The following is a 21,731-nucleotide window of genomic DNA, read 5'->3' as shown; positions in this document are numbered from 1 at the left end:
TCTAATACTCATTATACGGGAGGAACCTATGCGTTCAATATTGCTTTTTTTTCTGGGTGTGCCAATTCCTATCATTATTTTAATCGCGCTATTTGTGCACTGACTATTTTCCGGCCTCGCAGGAATAGTGGTTAAGAAAATACTGACCCTCGCACATTACCGCTAAAGCATAAATGCCCTTCGAGGGCATTTATGCTTTTTATCAGGTGCTCAGAGGAGCCTGCTGCGCGTCACCAGGGAAAGCTCTCCGGGACAGAGTGATGTCAACTATCACTAACACCCGCAGTGAATTAATGCTCACGCCTTGCCATCATTAGCGCCAGGTCAACGAGGCGGTTAGAGAAGCCCCATTCATTGTCGTACCACGCCAGAATTTTAACCATATTGCCGCCAATCACCAGCGTTGACAGACCGTCGATAATCGACGAGCGCGGGTCACCCTGGTAGTCGCTGGAGACGAGCGGTTCATCGCTATAGCCGAGGATCCCTTTTAGCGGCCCCGCCGCAGCGGCTTCACGAAAGGCATTGTTCACCTCTTCGGCCGTCACCTCTCGCGCCAGCGTCACGGTCAGGTCGACAATAGACACCACCGGTACCGGGACGCGCAGCGAGTATCCCGTTAAGCGGCCATCCAGCTCAGGAATAACTTTGCCCAGCGCCTTCGCTGCGCCGCTGGAGTAAGGCACTATCGACAGCGCGGCGGCGCGAGCGCCGCGCAGATCTTTTTCCGGCTGATCGTGCAGGGCCTGGCTGTTGGTGTAGGCGTGGGTGGTGTTCATCAAACCGTGCTGAATGCCGAAATGCTGGTGCAGAACCTGCGCGGCAGGCGCCAGACCGTTGGTGGTGCAACTACCGTTGCTGACCACGTAGTGTTTATCCGGGGAGTAGAGGCCATCGTTAACGCCCATCACGATGGTTAAATCATCGTTTTTGCCGGGGGCGGAGATAATCACGCGCTTTGCGCCACCGCTGTGGATATGCACCGCCGCCTTGTCGCGATCGGTGAAGAATCCGGTGGCTTCAATGACGATATCGACTTCACGCTGATGCCACGGGATATTGGCCGGGTCGCGTTCGCTGAATACGGTTATGGGTTTACCGTCAACCACAAGCTGCCCTTCACCGGCGGTAACGTCCGCGTCGAGCTTACCGAGCAGCGAGTCATATTTCAGCAGATGCGCCAGCGTTTTGCTGTCCGTCAAATCGTTGATCGCCACAATCTGAATATCCTGATGACCCAGTGCAGCGCGCAGTACGTTGCGTCCGATACGGCCAAAACCGTTAATACCGACCTTTACCATGATTAACTCCTTATCCATTGTCTCTGGCGTCAGAGTAGGCCGGGCAGGCGTTGGCGTAAATGACAAAAAAGGATCACTTTACGCCATTTTGCGGCAGTGAAATCGCTGGCGATACTCCCCGGGTGTGAGGTGAAGCTGTTTTTCAAACAGCCGTCGCAGGTTAATGCTGCTGCCAAATCCCGTTTGTTCGGCGATACGATCCAGCGTCTCGTTAGTTTGCTCCAGACGCTGCCGCGCGGCGGCCAGACGGGCTTCGGCGACGTAGCGTGCCGGCGAAGCACCGGTTTCCCGGGTAAATACGCGGGTGAAATTCCTTGGACTCATGGCGACCCTTTCCGCCAGTTTATCCACGCTGAGATCGGCGGTGAGGTTTGCGAGCAACCACGCCAGCAGATCGTTAATGGGGCCCAGGGTGCTGGTCTGCTGAAGGTTGTAGCGGCTAAACTGCAGCTGGCCGCCGGGACGACGCAGGTACATGACGAAATCCTGGGCAATATCGCGCGCCAGGCTAAAGCCGTAGTCCTCTTCAACCAGCGCCAGGGTGAGGTCGAAGCCGGAACTGACCCCGCCAGAGGTCCAGATGTGTTCGTCCTGAATGTAGAGCGGACCGCCTTCGACGCGTACCTGAGGAAATTCCGCCTGCAGGGTATCCAGTAGCTTCCAGTGGGTAGTGGCTCGTCTGCCGTCCAGCAGCCCGGTTTGCGCCAGCAGCAGGGCTCCGCCGCAAATGGAGGCAATACGGCGGGCATGGGGAGCCGCAAGGCGCAGCCAGTCAACCACCGCGATCCCTTCCTGCGGGTTTTGACCTCTGCCGGTAATCATGATGGTATCGAGCGGTTCGCGAGGGTCTATCTCATGCAGGCGATGATCGGCCAGCAGATTTAAACCGGACTGACCATGGATCACCTGATGCGGCTGGGTGGTCGCTAGCTGGACCTGGTAGCAGAGTTTCCCGGCGCCTTCCGGGTGCAGGCGGTTGGCCTGCATCAGAATGTCGGCAATACCGGCGGATTCAAACAGCATGCCGCCATCCGGGACAATAATAAGTATCTTCTTCATGTCCTGAAAAGTAATCTTTTTACAGAATAAGTCAACAGAACAGACGGGGAAGGGGAAATTTTTACCCCCGCAGCGACGCTGTTCTCTCGTTCGCTGATGGTTTGACGTCGACGGGATGGATGCAAAAAAAAGCGCTCCCGAAATTAACGGACATCGTTTAAGTTCACTCAGAGATAAAACCCGTTGGGGGCGCTTCGATTCAAAACAGGGTCACATAAAACGGGCCTCATCTGCCCATCTCGCAGGAAAATCCTGCGCACATAATGCTGGCTCAACGCTCACGACTTCTGCATTTGCAATGTTGTAAATGATAAAGGGGTCATCTTTGAGAAAGTTATGAATGTCGCTGACTTTGTCCCCATGAAAAAGTATGTAACCGCCAGTACCATTACTGAGAGGGCCGGCAAAAATGATCCTCCTCTCACTAAGGCCCCTTGCCAGCCAGCGCTTATGTGCATCAAGGTGAGCGGATATCACATCGTGCTGTGTTAGATATGTCAACGTAACGGCGAACAGCATGGTTTATTCCTTAGTGGTAGAAACAATATTAATGATCTGAACAATTGAAGATATTGCCCGTGAAATTTCCCGCAGCTTAATCTCTTCATCTTTCGCTGGGCCCTCAGAGCGGACAAATTCCACGCATGTGATGCTCAGAAAAGCCAGAAAGTTGCGCAGAAATCGCTCCTGAAAATCCATATCTTCCAGGGCCGTGCCGGCATAGAAACCTCCCCGCCCAGAATTCACTATGTGGTTTCCTGTAGCGTACGGATCAGTGAATACTGCGTGCCGCCTTTACAATAAATGCGGCAACGGCTTCGGGATGAGAGATCATGGACAAATGCCCTGATTGAATCCTTAAGATGCGTGCGCCAGCCTCACGCGCAAAATCGGCCTGTACTGATGGGGCCAGCGCGTTGTCATTTTCAGTGAGGAGGTACCAGGAGGGCTTTTCTCGCCATGCAGCAGCTTTAACTTTTTCTGTGAAGGCCGCAGCGGCCATAGGCTGCTGCATAGCAGCAAGCAGTTGGCTCTGTTTTTCACCGATGTCGTTAGCCATAACTTCATGAAAAATTTCAGGTTTATCAAGCCAGATGAGTCCGTTTTTATCTGCTTCCAAACCTTCCATTGGCGCGTGAAATCGCGTCAGCGCGTCCGAAACGGATTGATTGCTATCCGGGACCAGAGCCGACAAATAAACCAGCCCCTTTACGTTTACTGCATTGCCGGCCTGAGTGATAACTGCGCCTGCCCACGAATGGCCAACGAGCAGAACGTCACCATTCTGGCGTTCCAGCACACGCTTGGTTGCAGCAACATCATCCTGCAGGGAGATCAGGGGATTTTGAACTGCGGTAACGTGATAGCCCTGAGCCTGGAGCAAGGAGATGACCGCTGACCAGCTGGAGCCGTCAGCAAAGGCACCGTGCACAAGAACGATATTTTTTACCCCCGTCTCCTCAGCCATAAGCAGGGAGTTGTGCGAAAACAGAAGGAACAAAATAAAAGCACTTTTCTTCAGTATGCGCGGTACTAATTTTTTCATCTGCATCTCTGTATATTCCCGAGGTTATCTCATTTCAGATAGTTTAATCAGCCTGGCGGAATGGTATAAAGTGTCATTAATGACAGATAACATGTGAAATCAGACATTTTGCGGCAAAAGAGGTAAACATGCGTATTGCTTTACTTGCCCTTCCGGGCAGCATGCGTTCGGCGCTTGCGGGGATGGCTGATATGTTCTGGCTGGCGAATCAGGTTATCCTGTCTAACCCATCATTAAATAAGGACATTTCCCGGGAAACGCCATTTTTCGACGTCAGGATCATTACCGCGGATGGTCAGCCGGTCAGGGATGTCCATGGACGAATTATTGAAAGCGACGGTTCATTTAATGAACCGGGCGCTTTTGGGCTGATTATTGCGAGCGGTATGCAGTTGGACGAGCAGAGGTATCCGGTCGACCGAGCAGCGGTATCATGCGCGGCCAGGTGGCTGAGATTGAAATATTCAGAGGGAAGCTGTATTGCGGCAGCCTGTGCTGGCAGCTTTGTGTTGGGAGAGGCGGGTTTACTCGATGGATGGATTTGCACCACGACGTGGTGGTTATACCCGACTTTCGCTGAGCGCTTTCCGCTGGCGAAACCCGTTTGGGGAAAAACTCTGGCCGAGCAGGACAATGTGTTAACCACGGGTGGCCCACTTTCATGGATCGATCTGGTTATACACGTTGTTCGCAGTCATGCCGGTGATGAGCTGGCAAAGCTGACAGCTGACATGGCCGTTGCTGACAGCCAGCCTCTGTCACAGCAAATTTATGCGCCCGCAGGATTTCTCAACTCAAGGCATCCACTGTTGGCTAAAGCTGAAAATTTGGTTCGTTATCAGAATCCTGCAATGACGGTTGAGGAGCTCGCTGAAGCTCTGAACATGACAACCCGAACGCTCAACCGTAAAATGAAAGCGCTCATCCAGGAAAGTCCGAAGGAATTCATCACGCGGGTTCGTATCGAAACGGCATCAGTTCTGCTTGAAAGTCCGGGTAAAACCATCTCTCAGATCGCAAATGCGTGTGGTTACGGCGATGACACGGCTTTCAGGCGTGCCTTCAGCGCTATCATGGGGATGTCTCCAGGACGTTTTCGGGAGCGGCTAACACCTAAGGGTACCGCAAACTCAAGCAGTGAATGAGCGCTGCGCTTTGTATGTTCTGCCTCCAGGTGATTTCTAAAACGCTGATGTTTGCAAAGTCTGCTCCTGGCACTGTGCTGACGGGGCGTGGTATACAGGCACCTTAAAGGGACCCTTTTCTCCATGGCGATTCACTGTTCCTGTCTCTGGCCGATATATTCCTCTAATCCCTTTGCCAGAACATCGAAAACCAATTTGCAGCACAGACTATTGCGCAGGTCTTCGTGCATGACGATCCAGGTATCAAGATAGAAAGAAAAGAAATTTGGCAGTAATCTCTGCAGTGGAACATAGCCATTGGCCAACCGCACCTGGCATATGCCAATGCCGGCACCGGCGCGAATAAGATTCAGCTGAGCCACGTCGCTGTCGGTGCGCATGGAAAATGCATTCCGGCTTAGCTGAGGGAATTTTTCCAGGGCCTTACGGATGAAAGGCGTATCCTGATCAAAGCCAATCAGCGCATGTTTCAGCAGATCTTCGCTATTTTCAGGCGTGCCATGTTGTGCAAGATAGGACGTCGATGCGTGGAGACCGAGTTCAATGCGGCCAACTCGACGCGCAATAAGCTGTTCCTGTACTGGCGTCGTCATGCGTACAGCAATATCGGCTTCCCTGTGCAGTAAATCCTGAACCCGATTCGACAGAACTAATTCAATCGTTATTTGTGGGTGAGACTCCCTGAGCCTGGCAATAAGCGGCGGCAGAACTTCAACGCCGATAACGTCACTCGCGGAGACGCGGACGACGCCATGAATGGACGCGCTGTTATGACTAAAGTTGGAGGCGGTGCGCGCTAGCGTATTCGCGGTGCTCTCCATCGCTTCGGCATGCACCCTCAGCGCCAGCGCCGTTTCAGTCGCCAGCAGGCCCGTCTGCGACCGCGTGAACAACACCTGGCCCAGAGCGGACTCGAGCGCAGCGATATGCCGTCCCGCCGTAGGCTGCGTAATCGAAAGCCTGCGTGATGCGCCGGAAAGCGAGCCTTCCCTGAGCACCGCCAGAAATGTTCGGTACCACTCCCATGGGATAGATGTATTCATACAAATTTGTATAGCTGCCCTATAAAGATATGCAATTCCATTTAGCTCTGCCTGTACGTACGCTGTCAAGGTCAAATCAGCAAAGAGGCAGACAATATGGAAACCCGAGATAAGGTCCTGATACTTGGCGCAACCGGCGGAATCGGTGGTGAAACGGCGCGCCGGCTCATTCAGAAAAAATGGGACGTACGTGCACTAAAACGAGGACTTCATGGCAGTGAACGACGTGGTGACATCCAGTGGGTAGGGGGCGACGCTCTCGACCCGGAGCAGGTCGCCGCTGCGGCAGCAGACTGTAGCGCGATCGTCCACGCCGTCAATCCGCCCGGCTACAGAAACTGGAAGCATCTGGTGCTGCCTATGCTGCGCAACACGATCGGTGCAGCAGAACGAACCGGCGCCTTGATCGTGCTTCCCGGTACCGTTTACAACTATGGACCTGACGCTTTTCCGCTAGTACGGGAAGATGCTCCGCAGATGCCGGTCACAAAGAAGGGAGCGATCAGGGTACAAATGGAGAAAGAACTTGAGGCCTATTCGCAGCGGGGCGGGCGGGTATTAATCCTCCGTACAGGGGATTTTTTTGGTCCACGCGCCGGTAATAACTGGTTTTCTCAAGGTTTGATTAAACCCGGCAAGCTGCCTGCCGTCATTAGCAATCCCGGTTCGCATGAAACGGGTCACCAGTGGGCTTATTTACCAGATGTAGCGGAAACGATAGCTGCGCTGCTGGAACGACGCGAAGAACTTGAGCCCTTTGCGCGCTTCCATATGCAAGGCCATTGGGATGCCGACGGCAGCGAAATGGTCAGTGCGATTCAACGCACTGCGGCACGCTACGGCGGCGTTGCCAAAATACAATCATTTCCGTGGTGGTTGATGTACCTGGCAGCACCTTTCAACGCAACCTTACGCGAGCTTTTGGAGATGCGGTACCTGTGGCGCCAGTCGGTCCGCCTGGACAATACGAAACTGGTGAATTTTTTAGGTGCCGAGCCTCACACTCCTCTTGATGAAGCTGTCCATGCGACATTACAGGGCCTGGGCTGCATTGATCATACCGAGATACCTCGTATAACAGTATAGAGACGCTCCAGGGTTGCATCTGGCACGAAACGGACAAGCTCACTGGACTAAATATGAAAAATAAAGTATTGATGTATAAATTATTATTTCTTATTTTAATTCATTCTAACCTGAGCTCAAGAGCTCTTTTTTAATAACGAAGGGCCATAAAATGAATATCGAGGCATTTGCTTTTAGCACCACCAGTTGGGGTGAAGTCGAAAAAACAGAACATCCAGGGGAAACAGGCATGGCCTACTGGCGCACCCAATTTTTTGGCGACAAGCCGAACCAAATCCGTGTGCGAATGGTTGAATATACTCCAGGTTACCTTGCGGATCATTGGTGCAGTAAAGGTCATGTCCTTTTATGCATGGAGGGAGAGCTCGAAACACTGCTCGCAGATGGCCGTAAATTCACTTTAACTGCGGGAATGAGTTATCAGGTGGGTGATAACGCAGAACCACATCAGTCCAGAACGGAGACTGGAGCAAAACTCTTTATTGTGGACTGACGGATTCGTTGTTGTTGCGATTGCGGCGTCCGATTCTGGTACAGGGCCGCAGTTGCAGCCCTGACAACTTCTCTTGTCCCTTTGGTTATCTTAAATTGCGCAGGGCTACCGGTGTTGCAACAGATACTTTGAGTCTGACCAGCTCACAGCCTCGTAGCTTGCGGTCCAGGGCCATAGTGAACAGAGCTAAATCACTTTCAGTTCAAGCCAGATTAGGATCCCCCAGAGATGAGATATTTGAAGTGGTCTTTTTTGGCCGATAATACGGTCTATTTTCCACGGTGACGTGTTCATATTCAAATCTCCGGCAATGTGGGAGATTTGAGTAGGGTTGTCGGATGTCTCATGGCCTGAAGCGGAAGTACGAATATCGCTCTCACCACCGTTGAAACAACGTAAACAATTAAATTATTATCGTATGGCTAACCACTTACCCATGAGAATAAAGGCCCTCGGAATGACTGAAAAACACTGGTCAAGAATGGAATATCTGCATCAAACCGTCACTAACCCTAATATTCATATAAAAGGCACTCACAGCTATTACAGTGACTATTGGGATCAAGGATTCGAGCGTTCCGTCGTGAGATATTTGCTTGGGGACGAGTTCAGTCGCGACTGGGAGCCACTTGGTAGACTCGATAAATTATATATTGGCAATTTTGTTTGTATTGGCGCCGAGAGCGTGATCCTTATGGGGGGAAACAGTACGCATCGTATGGACTGGATCAGCCTTTACCCGTTCATGGAATCAATAAAAGAAGCCTACGTCAGCCGTGGTGACACCATACTGGGCGATGGCTGCTGGCTGGGAATGCGGGCGATGATTATGCCTGGTGTGACTATTGGTGAAGGTGCTGTGGTTGCCGCCGGCGCTGTGGTAACGAAAAATGTACCACCCTATGCGGTTGTCGGCGGCAACCCGGCTAGATTGATTAAATACCGTTTTCCTGAAGACGAGATTACCCGAATATTGGCACTGAAGTTATACGACCTTCCGGAAGAAAAACTGGTCGCCATTCAGCCATTATTGTCGTCGGGTGAAATCACTACACTAGAAAATAATTTACGATAAAAATCCGATGCCTCTCATTCTGAATGCCCCGTTATATTCCGCTGTAACGCTGACAGTGCACTGTCAACGTTACGGTCAGTTATCTTTCACAACTTCTGGCAGTTTCCATGAACCATCCATCACCGCGTCTTTCGGCTGGTACATACGGAACAACAGGTAGAAATTATGCTCTGGTGCAGGCAGCCAGTTGACATCTTTACCGGTTGGTTTTTCATGGGAAATAACAATCTTCAGGCTGCCATCCTTCTCTTTCGCCAGCCCCTTTGTATCAGACCCGACCTTGTAGCGATTGACCGGATTTTCCACAAGCATTTTGGTATCCGCATCGTACATTGTTATCGACCAAAAGGCGTTAACAGGAGGCTGGGTAACAAGATTGATAGTGTAGGTATTCTGGCCGGAAAGCGGGTTGTTATCCTTGTCATTGTAACGAATCGGGTAAACAGCTTCTTTTTCCCCCTGACCGCCGAGGTAGGGGCCGGCAACCAGAGAACGCAGCGGATAGTTATAGCCAAAATCATCTAACCCTCTGACATAACTCCAGCCATCTCGCACCTGTGAGGTGCTGACGAGGGTGGAAACTGCAACATTTGGTGCATCCTGAAGTCCACGTTTCACACCTTCCAGAACGGCCGGAGAGATATTCCGCTCGTCAAACTCTTTATCCGTCAGTCCCATTCGACTGAACTGACCGAACAGTCCTTTATCCTGCGGCTTGACGGGGTTGCTCTGCATCGCAAAGCTCAGTTGGCGTAAGAAATCCAGTCCGTCATTTTTCAGTGCTGGCATCGGCGGCAGCGTGTCATGGTAAACCTTACCGCTCAGTGACTGTAGTTTGAACGCTTTCTGAAGTTCATGAATTGGGGTCATGTTCTCGCCCTCGCTCACACGCATGCGACCCCACAGCCAGATTTTATTGGTAGACACATACAATGCCGTGGCATCTGCAGGCAGCTTGCCTTTCCAGCCCGGCGGAACGAACACAAACTTGCCTGCTTTCGTGCCGGTAGCACGGCGTCCGATATAATGCTCAAGCTCCTGCCACATGTTGAACACATCAACAACATAGTAGCGGTCATGTAAGTCCGGCACGGTCAGAACATAAGGTTCATTAAGCTGAATAACCGAACTCATGTACAGCGTATCGTTATTCGCTGTCGGCATATCTTTTGCGGCTGGTGTGGCGAGCTCGGTCGCCCAACCAATCTGGTTCAGTGGGGCGCGATAGCTGGTTGCCGGCTTCGGTGAAGGCACATTGGTGTACTCGCGGGCAACCTGCTCCATGCGAACGATGGGGTATCCCCAGTTCCACGCGGAGACCGCTGAGCTGTAACCATCCACATCCAGTCCTTTTTTGATGACATCCGGCGTGCCCTGCATTGTCAGAATAGGATCCTGATAGCCACCTGGATTGGCAACCGCGATGGTGGAAGCACTCAGAGCGCCGGTCAGTAACATCGCCTGAGCAATGAGATTCAGTTTTATCATGGAATGATCCCGTTGTTTGGGTGTGAATATGTCAACATCATTGGTCGTTCGTCAGAAGACCGACACTCAGTCATTAAAGTGCAGATTAAGGCCTGCAAACCCTGCCTGCGGGCCTGCTTTGCCTTACCGGGCTAATGTGTTACTTCAGACTTTTTCGAAATCAGGAAGCTTGAACGTTTTACTATTCAGTTCATCTGTTGGGCCATAAAAACGCATGGCGGGTAGTGGACGCTTTCCACTGGTCGGAATCCAGTTATTTTCCATGCCTTTCGGGGCTGCTGGACCGACATAGATAGTCACGCTACCATCGTGGTTTTTACTCATCTTGTCGAGGTCATAGGACGACAGAGTGGTACGGTTAGTGTCACTGTAAATAAATGACATGGTGTCGCGGTTGTAAACCGTCAACGCCCAGAACTGTTTCACGGGCATTTTGGCCGGAACAATAATTTTATAGAGCTCCCCGGCCTCAAGAAGATGACCTTTGTTGTCAGCAAGGCACATCATGTACTGTGTTGCCGGGGAATTGCTGAGAGCTTTTGGCATATAGGTACACCAAAAATACTCAGCTGCCCGGTTAATAAGATCAATGCGATCAGAGTAAACGAAACTGAATGTGTTGTTGTCATCTGCTAGCAGCAACGAGGCGTAATGGCGGTCTGGCCAGAATAGTTTTTCTTTTGGGAAATTATCAAACCAGTATTGCATATAGAACCAGGCGTCGATCGCCGCCTGACGCATCGCTTTCGTGGTTTTTTCGTCGGGCGCAAAAGGCTTTCCACGTTCAATACCCAGGGTAGCCAGCATACCCATCATCACTTTGTCTTGCTCCCGCACCGGTTCAACGCTTGCCACTGCGTGTAAATCCCTGAAATGGCGTTCGTCATAGTAAGGCAAAGTCGGGTAACGGTTACTTCCCGGATCTACAAATCGCTGGGTCGGAGGATGACCCGCTTCGGACAGGAAATACATGCGCAGACGTTTAGAGTAGTGATAAGCATCCTGGATAGACTTTCCCTTTACTGGGACAGAGCGAAACGCGAAAGCGATGCGGAAATTTGGAGAAGGGACATGCAGATAATTCTCGGGGATAGTGCCCTTATACCCTGGCGGAGTGAGTAAATATTTTCCCCCGTTACCTTTATCTAACCCTGCCGGACCAACATCCGCAATGGTTAATTGCCAGGCATCGACAATCTGACCATACAAACTGCCGTCACTACCCGCTTCAGGAACTTCCAGAACAACCGGACCTTTTTGCAGATCGGTAAATGCTGTGATGTACGGAGTAGTACTGTTTGCTGTAATAGCTTCCAGATGTGGGGTGGCTGGCTCTGAATAGGCAATAATATCGTTATCTTTCAGACCTAAATTATCGAACGCTGCCCGCCGAAAACTGTAAATGGCTGCAGCGGGCATATTCCAGAGCACGGCCTCAAAAGCGCGCTGATACTTTATCTGATAGTCAAAATCATCCACTGAACTGCGCGAACCTTCCGGTGGTAAACCACCTGCAGTTTCCCCTTTTTGCCCTGCGCCATAGGGAAGGGGCTTCTTCAGGGAAATACTCTGAGCAACCGCTGTTGGGTTGTCCTTTAGTACCGCAAGGCCAACGACGGAGCCCAGCGCCAGTTTATAAAAGTCCCTGCGTGTTATTGGCATAGCGAAATCCCACTCAATTGATTGTTTTAGCGGAGGTCTTCATGAACTATAGAACAGCTGTGCATAATGAGCAGGATAATATCTCAGCTGGGCAACTTCCGTTCAATCATAGAGTTATTTATTATTGGATTTGGCTCTTTATCCCAGAACTATGTAACGCGATGCCAATTCCATTACGTCCGCTCCTGACACAACGCTATATCAGTAGGGGATGCACCGCTGAAACCGCTGTCTGGTAAATCTATAATCACCAGGATGCCAAAGCTGCCTGTTTCTACCGTATGAGGAATTCCCGCTTTGGCTATATAAAGCTGGCCGGGCGTGACGGAGATTTTTTTCTCCTGCACGCTCAGTTCCAGACGTCCGTCAATAACCAGTAATCCCTCGTCATAAACATGCACCTCCTCAGCGACTGAGTGGGCATCCATGCGCAGGACTTTGAGATTCGTTGCCCCAACGCGGCCTAAGATCCGGGAGCGCCAGGACGCCGGCAATGCCTGCGCTTCGGTTCTGAGATCGTAAAGCGACATAAAGCCATTCTCATTGATATTCGTTGCCTGCTTTTATGCCATATAAGTTAATGGCCGACATCTAACATATATGGCAAAAGAAGTTGAAAAACAGGCTATACCAATCCTGCTGCCCGCTGCATATGCATTGCCTGCGGATAAATAAAAACGGCCCCATCGCTGAGGCCGTGACGTGCTTATTGTTTCTTCTCGCCCAGCGTCGGCGTCTCGTCAAAGAAGTTCCACGGTTTTAACAACGCGTGCGCCCACTCGGTCGGCATAATCGGCCACTCCTCGGCGCGGGCCACGTGGGTGGTGCCGGTGGTGATCCAAACCACGTCATCATGGTTGTCCAGCGACTCGTCATCTTTCGCGTACTCGCCGAGGCCGGTGTCGTGAATCGAACGGTTAGGGTACTTGCCTTCCGGGAAGCGCTCGGTGGGATGATAGCGGGTGACCCACAGCTGCTTATCCATAAAGCTCAGACGATGGTAAATCCACTCATCAGGCGCGAATTTCGCCCCGGTGGCGACCGGATGCGTGCCGCCCGCGTAGGGGATAATCTGATACGACACCGGGTTACCCATCCGGTTTTCTTTGGTGGTATTGCTCAGCAGACGAATGGTGCCCGGGTCAAATTTCTGCGCCGCTTTCTGCTCACTATCAATCGTGTACTGATTGATCTGCATGGTGCTGGTACGCGGGCCGCCGGCGGTATTCGGCTTCACATCCGGGTCCATGGCCACCAGCGTGTTGTTCTCGCCGTCAACGTCAAGATCGAGGCGGAAGTTGTAAATATGCTGGTGGGTGGTGCCGACAATATTATGATCGATCAGCGTGCCGTAACGTGTGTCCTCTTTGGCGCTCGGATCGTGCATGGTCTTCGCCTTCACGCCTTTCACCGCTTCGATGCCGGTCGCCCCGGCATCAATACCGATGGTGCCGTTTTCGTGGAATACCCAGTCAAAAATATAGTCGTAGTTGCCGACGGTGCTGATCCAGCGCACCACCAGCTCGCGGCGCTCGGTACTGACGTTCGGCTTGCCCATCTCCTGATGCTTATATTCCGGCCCGGCGTAGCGTTCGAAGATGGCGATCGCGTGTGGGATGGTGGTTGGCGTGCCGGTATAGTCGGCGATGGTTTCATCCAGCAGGACCGCGTTGGACGGCGCGTCCTTGCCGCGCACGATAGGCGAGGTCAGGGTGCCCATGCCGTAGTCGCCGGAATCCAGATAGGCTTTAAAATACCAGCCCACGTCCGGGTCGCCGTAGGGGACGATCATCCCGCCCAGCGAACCTTCATACATCACCTGGCGCTTTTTACCGTTATCGTTCCAGGTCACGGTAGACAAAATCGGCCCGACGCGGGAGTTCATCCGCAGGTGGAAATCCCAGTTCCGCCAGTGAATCATATCGCCGGTGATGGTGTAGTTTTTACCCTCTGGCTCAATGATCTCCAGCGGTTTCACCGTAGGCGCAACGCGGTCTCGGCCGTCATAGGGGCGGGCCGCCATCGGCACCGGGATCGTCGGACCCTCTTCGATTTTGATGATCTTCTTCTGCTCGAGGTCGACCACCGCCACCAGGTTTTCAATCGGGTGCGCCCAGTAGTTGCCGTCGCCGACGTCGAGATAGCTGACCACTTTCAGCAGCCGCGCGTCCTGCTTGAGGCCATCTTTACCGTCGAAGTAGCCGACGGTCAGCGGGGTGGTAATCACCTTGCTCGGGTCGTCGACGCCGTGTTTTTTCAACACTTCGGCAAATTCGCTGCTGGCGTTGATGATGTTCTGCACGCTGGCGAAATCATCCAGCAGCACCATGCCGTGGGCGTCTTTAATCGGCGTCCATGAAAGGACCTTTTTATTCTGTAAATCCACCACCGCCTCAATAACGTGCTTGCCGTCGAGCATGATCACGTCGGCAGCGCGCGGGGCGTTGACTGGCGTACCGTTGAGGGCAAAATCCCACACCGCTTTTTTATCCGGCTCGCGCAGGGAGATCTCGGTGAATCGGGTATTGGGTTTGAAATCCGCTGCGGCTTTAACGATAGCGACCGCTGCGCTGATTTCCGCCGCTGACAGCGAGTTCAGCGGATGCGGGCGTTTTTCCACCTGGAAGGTTTGGTCAAGACCGGACTGAAACACGTCGTTAATAAAGGTGTCAGAAACCCACGCTTTGCCGTCTTTCATCACTACCGGCACCTGCAGCTCCAGGGTTTTACCATTGACGATGGCCGTTTTCGCCCCCGGTTTTACCTTTACGTAAGCGCCGTCTTTAATCAGGGTAAACATCTGCGCGTAGTCATCCCACTGAACGTCCGCGCCAAAATCCTGCAGGGTTTTGTCCATCGGGACCATATGGGCTTCGCCGCCGTGGGCGAACGCCGGGCTTTGCCAGGCGCAAAACAGAGCGACAGCCAACGCCAGAGCCGTTTTGCGGGGAGAAAGAATCGCCATTGAGACCTCACCTTATTGTTGTGTTGTGCAGTGCCGCTGCGAATGTCGGCTTGTGTATCGTTAACCTAACAGCGGTCAGCGCCGAGGCGTTTGCCTGCTTTTGCCAGGTTGTTTGTCAGTTTTGCCAGTTACAAAAAATGCCTCCGCAGAGGCATGAAGATGGCGATAAAGATGGGCGAATTTCTAATATTTACTCCGCAAAATCCCCCTGCTGGCGGGCCACCAGAGTCAGGATGGAGTAGAGCGCGACCGCCTGCTGGTGCTGGTTAAAAATCTCTACCGCCCACTCGACGACGCCGGTCGCTTTCTCCTCCGCACTGCGCTGGCGTTTCACCGTTTTGCGTTTGCAGGTCAGGCGTACCTGGATGGTATCGCCCGGCTTCACCGGCTCGATAAAGCGCAGATTTTCCATTCCGTAGTTGGCGATCACCGGGCCGACCCCGGCGTCAACAAATAGCCCGGCAGCGGCGGAAATCAGGAAATAGCCGTGCACCACGCGCTCGCCGAAAATCGACTCCGCGGCGGCAATCTTATCCATATGAGCGTAAAAGTGATCGCCGCTCAGGCAGGCGAAGTTGACGATATCCGCCTCGGACAGGGTGCGGCGCGGCGTCAGCAGGCTGTCGCCCGGCTGGATCTCCTCGAAATATTTACGGAACGGGTGAATGCGGTCTTCCACCACCTGCGCGCCGCGCACCCACTGCTGGCCAATGGCCGCGAGCATCGTCGGGCTGCCCTGAACTGCGGTGCGCTGCATATAGTGCTTCACCGCCCGCAGGCCGCCCAGCTCTTCGCCGCCGCCGGCGCGCCCCGGGCCGCCGTGTACCAGCTGCGGCAGCGGGGAGCCGTGGCCGGTGGACTCTGCGGAAGACTCTTCGTTCAGTATCTGAATACGCCCGTGGGCGCGGGCGGCGCCGAGAATAAACGCCCGCGCCAGTTCGCCGCTGGCGGTCACCAGAGTCCCAGCCAGGCTACCTTCGCCAGCCCGCGCCAGGGTCATGGCATGCTCAACATTCTGATACGGCATCAGGGTGGCGACGGGACCAAACGCTTCAATAGCGTGTACCGCCGGGGTCTCGTCCGGCTGCGGGCAGTACAGCAGCGTTGGCGGGAAAAAGGCGCCGGCGGCGCTGAAATCGGCCTGGCCCCCCAGCAGCACGTCACATCCAGCGGCCACCAGACGGTTGACGTTATCCTGCACGTCCTGACGCTGTTCGTGGTTGACCAGCGCGCCCATCTTCACGCCTTCCTGCGCCGGGTCGCCGACCACCACTTTTTGCAGGCGCGCAATCAGCGCGTCGCTCACCGCTTTCACCTGCGCCTGCGGCACGATAATACGCCGGATGGCGGTGCACTTTTGCCCGGACTTCGCCGTCATCTCTCGTACCACTTCGCGAATAAATAGCGCGAACTCCGGCTGCGCCGGCGTGACGTCGTCACCGAGTACGCAGCAGTTCAGCGAATCCGCTTCCATGGTGAAGAGAATGGACTTCGCGATCAGGTTGGGATGCCCCCGCAGCTGCTGTCCGGTACGGGCCGAGCCGGTAAAGGTGACAACGTCCTGGCTATCGAGATGGTCGAGCAGATCGCCCGCGCCGCCGCAGATCAGGCTGATTGCCCCCTCCGGCACCAGCCCACTATCAACAATCATTTTGACCATCGCCTGCGTCAGCTGCGCGGTGGCGGTAGCCGGTTTGATGATGGCCGGCATTCCGGCAAGCCAGGTGGGCGCCAGCTTTTCCAGCATCCCCCAGCAGGGGAAGTTAAAGGCGTTGATATGCACCGCCACGCCGGATTTTGACGTGAGCACGTGGCGGGCGGCGAAGCCTCCCTGTTTTGACAGCGGGATCGGCTCATCTTCCGGCCACAGGGTATCGTCCGGCAGCTCGCGGCTGCCGAGACCGGCGTAGGTGAAAAGGGTGCCAATGCCTCCTTCGATATCTACCCAGCTATCGGCGCGGGTGGCGCCGGTTTCGGCGGAGATCGCGTACAGCTCTGCTTTCTGCTCCAGCAAATATCTGGCGAGCGCCTTCAGCATCGCGCTGCGCTCAATAAAGCTCATCGCCCCCAGCGCTTTGCCGCCGCGCTCGATCGCGAAGCGTCGCGCCTGCGCCATATCCAGACCCGCGCTGGTGACTTCCCATAGCGCTTCGCCGCTGATGGCGTGATAGATGATGCGCGCGTGGCCCCGGCCGGTCTGCCACGTGCCGGACAAATAGCTGGCTAACTGCTGCATGGTTTATCTCCAGATGTGTTACGTGAAATATCTATAAATAGTTCTTTAGTGAATCATAAAAATCAAGCTTGCATTTAATAATTTGTTAACAATGCGATCGCTATCGATCGGCGTGATTGGCTTAATTAATTGTTAATCATGGCTTTTACAAAAGCTTTTGCGTTAGCCATCACAAAAAAGACAAACAAAATTTGTGGTTTTATTTAACTTGAATGTAACTTTTATAAAACAAAGTGATTCGAAAATTAATTTAAATCGAATTTATTGGAATCATAAAGGTGATGACGTGACAGAAGAACAACGCTTTGACCAGCGCATCGCGCAGGAGACGGCCATCGAACCGCAGGACTGGATGCCGGAAGCCTACCGCAAAACGCTGATCCGCCAGATTGGTCAGCACGCGCACTCGGAAATCGTCGGCATGCTGCCGGAAGGCAACTGGATCGCTCGCGCGCCGACCCTTAGGCGCAAAGCGATTTTGCTGGCGAAAGTGCAGGATGAAGCCGGGCATGGTCTGTACCTCTACAGCGCGGCGGAAACCCTCGGCTGCGCCCGCGAAGACCTGTATCAGAAAATGCTCGACGGCAAGATGAAGTACTCCTCCATTTTTAACTACCCGACCCTGAGCTGGGCGGATATCGGCGTGATTGGCTGGCTGGTGGACGGCGCGGCCATCGTCAATCAGGTGGCGCTGTGCCGCACCTCCTACGGACCCTACGCCCGGGCAATGGTCAAGATCTGCAAAGAGGAGAGCTTTCACCAGCGCCAGGGGTTTGAAGCCTGCATGGCGCTGGCGCAGGGCAGCGACGCGCAGCGGCAGATGCTGCAGGACGCCATCAATCGTTTCTGGTGGCCGGCGCTGATGATGTTTGGCCCGGGCGACGATAACTCGCCAAACAGCGCCCGCAGCATGGCGTGGAAAATCAAGCTCCACTCGAACGACGAACTGCGCCAGCGCTTTGTCGATAACACCATTCCGCAGGTAGAAATCCTCGGCATGACCGTACCCGACCCTGATTTGCGGCTGGATGAAACCAGCGGCCACTACCGCTTTGGCGCCATCGACTGGCAGGAATTTAACGAAGTCATTGCCGGACGCGGGATCTGCAACCACGAACGCCTGGGTGCTAAACGCAAGGCATGGGAAGAGGGCGCGTGGGTGCGGGAAGCCGCGCTGGCGCATGCGCAAAAACAGCAGGCTCGCGACGCCGCGTAAGGAGAATGAAGATGAGCAAAAACTACTGGCCGTTATATGAAGTGTTCGTTCGCAGCAAACAGGGACTGTCGCACCGCCACGTTGGCAGCCTGCACGCCGCCGATGACCAGATGGCGCTGGAAAACGCCCGCGATGCCTATACCCGCCGCAGTGAGGGCTGTTCGATTTGGGTGGTGAAGGCCAGCGAAATCGTCGCCTCGCAGCCCGAAGAGCGCGGCGCGTTTTTCGACCCGGCGGAGAGCAAAGTCTATCGTCATCCCACCTTCTACACCGTGCCCGACGGCATGGAACATATGTGAGGCCACGATGAAAAACGACAACCCCGTTGCCGCTTATGCCCTGCGCCTCGGCGATAACGGCCTGGTGCTGGCCCAGCGTCTGGGCGAGTGGTGCGGCCACGCGCCGGAGCTGGAGATCGATCTGGCGCTGGCCAATATCGGCCTCGACCTGCTGGGGCAGGCGCGCCATTTCCTCAGCTACGCCGCCGAACTGACCGGCAGCGGCGATGAAGATACCCTGGCCTTTGGCCGCGACGAGCGCCAGTTTTGCAATCTGCTGCTGGCGGAGCAGCCAAACGGCAACTTCGCCGACACCATTGCTCGCCAGTTTTTTATCGATGTCTGGCACGTGGCGCTCTATGGCCGCCTGGTCAGCAGTCGCGATGCGCAGCTTGCCGCCATCGCCGCCAGAGCGCTGAAAGAGGTGCGCTACCACCAGCGCTTTAGCCGCGGCTGGCTGGAGCGCCTGGGCAACGGCACGGCGCTTTCCGCCCAGAGAATGCAGAGTGCGGTGGATAACCTGTGGCGCTTTACCGGCGAGCTGTTCCAGGCCGATGAGCTGGAAATTGAGCTGAGTGTGCAAGGCATCGCCGTCGACCCCCGCGAACTGCTGGTCGAATGGCAGAGCGCGGTGCACACGGCGCTGATCGACGCCGGTTTGCAGATCCCGCAAGAAGCGGCTTTCCGCAGCGGCGGTAAGCAGGGGCTGCACAGCGAACATCTCGGGCCGCTGCTGGCGGAGATGCAGTATTTACAGCGCGCCTATCCCGGCCAGCAGTGGTAGCAGGAGGGGATTATGCAACGTCTGGTTGATATCGCGCCCCCGGAGGTCCACGCCGTTTGGGATCTGTTAGGCGCCATTCCCGATCCGGAAGTGCCGGTGCTGACCATTACCGACCTCGGCCTCGTGCGCAGCGTGGAGCGCCGCGGCGATGGCTGGGTGATTGGCTTCACGCCAACCTATTCGGGCTGCCCGGCCACCGAACATCTGCTGGGAGAAATCCGCGCGGCAATGACGGAAAACGGCTACGCGCCGGTGCATATCGTGCTGCAGCTTGACCCGCCGTGGACCACCGACTGGATGGGGCCGGACGCGCGTGAACGCCTGCGCCAGTACGGCATCAGTCCGCCGCAGGGCCATGCCTGCCATGCCCACATGCCGGAGGACGTGGTCTGTCCGCGCTGCGGCAGCCGCCACACCTCGCTGATTAGCGAATTCGGTTCCACGGCCTGCAAAGCGCTGTATCGCTGCGACAGCTGCCGGGAACCCTTTGATTACTTTAAATGTATTTGAGGTTGCGATGACGACATTTCATTCGCTTACCGTGGCGAAAGTGGAGCCGGAAACCCGCGATGCGGTCACCATCACCTTTGCCATTCCCGACGCGCTGCGTAATGCATACGCCTTCCGCCCGGGCCAGCATTTGACCCTGAAAGCGCGCCTTGGCGGTGAAGAGCTCAGGCGCTGCTACTCCATTTGCCGCAGCCGCTCGCCGGGTGAAATCAGCGTGGCGGTGAAGGCCATCGACGGCGGGCGCTTCTCGCGCTATGCCCAGAGCGACATTCAGCAAGGCATGGCGCTGGACGTGATGGTGCCGCAGGGCCATTTCGGCTACCAGCCGCAGGCCGGGCGTTGCGCTGACTACCTGGCGATTGCCGCCGGCTCCGGCATTACGCCGATGATGGCGATTATCGACGCCACCCTCGCTACCGAAGTCGACAGCCGCTTCACGCTGGTTTACGGCAACCGCAGCAGCCACAGCATGATGTTCCGTCAGGCGCTGGCCGACCTGAAAGACCGCTATCCGCAGCGTCTGCAGGTGGTGCACCTGTTCAGCCAGGAGTCGATGGACAGCGATCTGCTGCAGGGGCGCATCAACGGCGACAAGCTGCGCGAACTGGCCGCCCATCTGCTGGACTTCAGCCGCTTCGAGCACGCCTTTATCTGCGGCCCGGCGGCGATGATGGATGAAGCGGAGATCGCCCTGCGCGAGCTGGGCGTACCGGAGGACGCGATTCATCTGGAACGTTTTAATACCCCGGACAGCCGCGCCAGGCGGGCTACCGGCGTACAGGCGGAGGGCCGCGCGGTCACGATTCGTCAGGACGGCCGCGACCGGACCATTGCCCTGAGCGCGGAGGATGACAGCATTCTTGACGCCGCGCTGCGCCAGGGGGCGGACCTGCCGTTTGCCTGCAAGGGGGGCGTCTGCGCCACCTGTAAATGCAAAGTGCTGCGCGGCGAGGTGGCGATGGCTGCTAACTACAGCCTTGAAGCCGACGAACTGGCGGCGGGCTACGTGCTGAGCTGCCAGGCGCTGCCCACCAGCGACGATGTGGTAGTCGACTTTGACGCGCGGGGGATGACATGAGCGAACTGTTCATTGCTCGTCACGCGCGCGTACTGCAGCTGACGCTAAATCGCCCGCAGGCGCGCAACGCTTTGAATAACGCGCTGCTGACGCAGATCGCCGACGTGCTCGACGCGGCGGCGCTGGACCCGTCGGTCGGCGTCTGCGTCATCAGCGGTAACGAACGCTTCTTTGCCGCAGGGGCTGACCTGAACGAAATGGCGGAAAAAGATCTGCCTGCCACCCTCGATGATATTCGCCCGCGGCTATGGGCGCGTATCGATGCCTTCAGTAAACCGCTGATCGCTTCGGTTAACGGCTATGCCCTCGGCGCCGGATGCGAGCTGGCGCTGCTCTGCGATCTGATCGTCGCCGGCGATAACGCCCGCTTCGGCCTGCCGGAAATCACCCTCGGTATTATGCCGGGCGCGGGCGGAACCCAGCGCCTGATCCGCAGCGTCGGTAAGGCGCTGGCCAGCCGGATGGTCTTGAGCGGCGAAAGCATTGATGCCCAACAGGCGCAGCGGGCGGGGCTGGTATGCGAGGTTTATCCGCCAGCGCTCACCGATGAATACGCGCTCGCCCTGGCGGCAACCGTGGCTCGCCACTCGCCGCTGGCGCTGCGCGCGGCTAAGCAGGCTTTGCGGCTGTCGCAGGAGGTGAGCCTGCAGGCCGGGCTTCAGCAGGAGCGCCAGCTGTTTACTTTGCTGAGCGCGACCGAAGATCGCCGCGAAGGCATCGACGCCTTTTTACATAAACGTACTGCGGAATTTAAAGGACGCTAATC

The 21,731-nt window shown here is 55.2% G+C and carries 21 protein-coding genes and 1 pseudogene; 10 read left to right on the top strand and 12 right to left on the bottom strand.

Annotation, left to right across the window (positions count from 1 at the left end):
* Positions 1–290: 290 nt before the first annotated feature.
* From gap to HMPREF1144_RS13090, 5 genes are all read right to left on the bottom strand, one after another.
* Positions 291–1,301 carry a type I glyceraldehyde-3-phosphate dehydrogenase gene (gap, locus tag HMPREF1144_RS13110; protein ID WP_004850462.1) on the bottom strand — a complete coding sequence of 337 codons (1,011 nt, stop codon included), beginning with the start codon at positions 1,299–1,301 and terminating at the stop codon, positions 291–293.
* Positions 1,302–1,379: 78 nt separating this feature from the next.
* The gene (locus HMPREF1144_RS13105; RefSeq protein WP_004850464.1) at positions 1,380–2,360 is read right to left on the bottom strand and encodes a GlxA family transcriptional regulator; all 981 of its coding nucleotides are present in this window, start codon (positions 2,358–2,360) and stop codon (positions 1,380–1,382) included.
* A 210-nt stretch (positions 2,361–2,570) separates the two neighbouring features.
* Positions 2,571–2,879 carry a YciI family protein gene (locus HMPREF1144_RS13100; RefSeq protein ID WP_042927666.1) on the bottom strand — a complete coding sequence of 103 codons (309 nt, stop codon included), beginning with the start codon at positions 2,877–2,879 and terminating at the stop codon, positions 2,571–2,573.
* 3 nt (positions 2,880–2,882) lie between these two features.
* Entirely contained in the window at positions 2,883–3,107 is a 225-nt protein-coding gene (locus HMPREF1144_RS13095) for a hypothetical protein (RefSeq protein WP_052544837.1), read from the bottom strand.
* Between the two features lie 25 nt (positions 3,108–3,132).
* The gene (locus tag HMPREF1144_RS13090) at positions 3,133–3,912 is read right to left on the bottom strand and encodes an alpha/beta fold hydrolase (protein ID WP_009653007.1); all 780 of its coding nucleotides are present in this window, start codon (positions 3,910–3,912) and stop codon (positions 3,133–3,135) included.
* Positions 3,913–4,034: 122 nt separating this feature from the next.
* Here HMPREF1144_RS13090 and HMPREF1144_RS13085 point away from each other — a divergent pair, with 122 nt between their 5' ends.
* Positions 4,035–5,051: a GlxA family transcriptional regulator gene (locus HMPREF1144_RS13085; protein ID WP_009653070.1), complete on the top strand. Its 1,017-nt coding sequence runs from the start codon at positions 4,035–4,037 to the stop codon at positions 5,049–5,051.
* Between the two features lie 131 nt (positions 5,052–5,182).
* Here HMPREF1144_RS13085 and HMPREF1144_RS13080 read toward each other — a convergent pair whose 3' ends face one another.
* Complete coding sequence (locus HMPREF1144_RS13080; RefSeq protein WP_004850474.1) at positions 5,183–6,094, bottom strand: LysR family transcriptional regulator; 912 nt, start codon at positions 6,092–6,094, stop codon at positions 5,183–5,185.
* Positions 6,095–6,190: 96 nt separating this feature from the next.
* Here HMPREF1144_RS13080 and HMPREF1144_RS13075 point away from each other — a divergent pair, with 96 nt between their 5' ends.
* Together HMPREF1144_RS13075 and HMPREF1144_RS13070 are read left to right on the top strand one after the other, a co-directional pair.
* Positions 6,191–7,180 (top strand): NAD-dependent epimerase/dehydratase family protein, encoded by a 990-nt coding sequence (locus HMPREF1144_RS13075; RefSeq protein WP_009652974.1) that lies wholly within the window; start codon positions 6,191–6,193, stop codon positions 7,178–7,180.
* A 151-nt stretch (positions 7,181–7,331) separates the two neighbouring features.
* A complete protein-coding gene (locus tag HMPREF1144_RS13070; protein ID WP_004850478.1) occupies positions 7,332–7,673 on the top strand; it encodes a DHCW motif cupin fold protein in 342 nt (113 codons plus the stop codon).
* Positions 7,674–7,729: 56 nt separating this feature from the next.
* Here the strand turns inward: HMPREF1144_RS13070 and HMPREF1144_RS32375 are convergent.
* A pseudogene (locus HMPREF1144_RS32375) lies at positions 7,730–7,967 on the bottom strand (integrase); the annotation flags it as partial.
* Positions 7,968–8,130: 163 nt separating this feature from the next.
* On the opposite strand from HMPREF1144_RS32375, the gene HMPREF1144_RS13065 reads away from it, so the two are divergent.
* Positions 8,131–8,748 carry a CatB-related O-acetyltransferase gene (locus HMPREF1144_RS13065; protein ID WP_009652982.1) on the top strand — a complete coding sequence of 206 codons (618 nt, stop codon included), beginning with the start codon at positions 8,131–8,133 and terminating at the stop codon, positions 8,746–8,748.
* Positions 8,749–8,823: 75 nt separating this feature from the next.
* Here the strand turns inward: HMPREF1144_RS13065 and HMPREF1144_RS13060 are convergent, their stop codons facing one another.
* The 5 genes from HMPREF1144_RS13060 to paaZ all read right to left on the bottom strand — a co-directional run bounded on the left by HMPREF1144_RS13060 (position 8,824) and on the right by paaZ (position 17,099).
* Complete coding sequence (locus tag HMPREF1144_RS13060) at positions 8,824–10,236, bottom strand: DUF1254 domain-containing protein (protein ID WP_009653052.1); 1,413 nt, start codon at positions 10,234–10,236, stop codon at positions 8,824–8,826.
* A 144-nt stretch (positions 10,237–10,380) separates the two neighbouring features.
* Positions 10,381–11,898: a DUF1254 domain-containing protein gene (locus tag HMPREF1144_RS13055; RefSeq protein ID WP_009653036.1), complete on the bottom strand. Its 1,518-nt coding sequence runs from the start codon at positions 11,896–11,898 to the stop codon at positions 10,381–10,383.
* Positions 11,899–12,071: 173 nt separating this feature from the next.
* Positions 12,072–12,428 carry a cupin domain-containing protein gene (locus HMPREF1144_RS13050; protein ID WP_004850486.1) on the bottom strand — a complete coding sequence of 119 codons (357 nt, stop codon included), beginning with the start codon at positions 12,426–12,428 and terminating at the stop codon, positions 12,072–12,074.
* A 176-nt stretch (positions 12,429–12,604) separates the two neighbouring features.
* Positions 12,605–14,863 carry a primary-amine oxidase gene (gene tynA, locus HMPREF1144_RS13045; protein WP_009653027.1) on the bottom strand — a complete coding sequence of 753 codons (2,259 nt, stop codon included), beginning with the start codon at positions 14,861–14,863 and terminating at the stop codon, positions 12,605–12,607.
* Positions 14,864–15,053: 190 nt separating this feature from the next.
* The gene (paaZ, locus tag HMPREF1144_RS13040; protein WP_009653069.1) at positions 15,054–17,099 is read right to left on the bottom strand and encodes a phenylacetic acid degradation bifunctional protein PaaZ; all 2,046 of its coding nucleotides are present in this window, start codon (positions 17,097–17,099) and stop codon (positions 15,054–15,056) included.
* Positions 17,100–17,385: 286 nt separating this feature from the next.
* Here paaZ and paaA point away from each other — a divergent pair, with 286 nt between their 5' ends.
* From paaA to paaF, 6 genes are read left to right on the top strand one after another with little or no spacing between them, the layout of a single operon-like run.
* Positions 17,386–18,315 (top strand): 1,2-phenylacetyl-CoA epoxidase subunit PaaA, encoded by a 930-nt coding sequence (paaA, locus tag HMPREF1144_RS13035; RefSeq protein ID WP_004850491.1) that lies wholly within the window; start codon positions 17,386–17,388, stop codon positions 18,313–18,315.
* Positions 18,316–18,326: 11 nt separating this feature from the next.
* Entirely contained in the window at positions 18,327–18,614 is a 288-nt protein-coding gene (gene paaB / locus HMPREF1144_RS13030) for a 1,2-phenylacetyl-CoA epoxidase subunit PaaB (protein WP_004850493.1), read from the top strand.
* A gap of 7 nt (positions 18,615–18,621) precedes the next feature.
* Positions 18,622–19,377 (top strand): 1,2-phenylacetyl-CoA epoxidase subunit PaaC, encoded by a 756-nt coding sequence (gene paaC, locus HMPREF1144_RS13025; protein ID WP_009652983.1) that lies wholly within the window; start codon positions 18,622–18,624, stop codon positions 19,375–19,377.
* A gap of 12 nt (positions 19,378–19,389) precedes the next feature.
* Positions 19,390–19,887 carry a 1,2-phenylacetyl-CoA epoxidase subunit PaaD gene (paaD, locus tag HMPREF1144_RS13020; RefSeq protein ID WP_004850498.1) on the top strand — a complete coding sequence of 166 codons (498 nt, stop codon included), beginning with the start codon at positions 19,390–19,392 and terminating at the stop codon, positions 19,885–19,887.
* Positions 19,888–19,894: 7 nt separating this feature from the next.
* Complete coding sequence (paaE, locus tag HMPREF1144_RS13015) at positions 19,895–20,965, top strand: 1,2-phenylacetyl-CoA epoxidase subunit PaaE (RefSeq protein WP_009652971.1); 1,071 nt, start codon at positions 19,895–19,897, stop codon at positions 20,963–20,965.
* Positions 20,962–21,729, top strand: a complete 768-nt coding sequence (gene paaF / locus HMPREF1144_RS13010; RefSeq protein ID WP_009652993.1) for a 2,3-dehydroadipyl-CoA hydratase PaaF — start codon at positions 20,962–20,964, stop codon at positions 21,727–21,729. Before paaE ends, paaF begins: the two co-directional genes overlap by 4 nt.
* The last annotated feature ends 2 nt before the right edge of the window (positions 21,730–21,731 follow it).

The organism is Klebsiella sp. OBRC7 (assembly GCF_000293135.1).
GTDB lineage: Bacteria > Pseudomonadota > Gammaproteobacteria > Enterobacterales > Enterobacteriaceae > Klebsiella > Klebsiella michiganensis.
The sequence above is the reverse complement of the archived record's forward strand: the minus strand, read 5'-3'. Positions and strand labels throughout refer to the sequence as shown.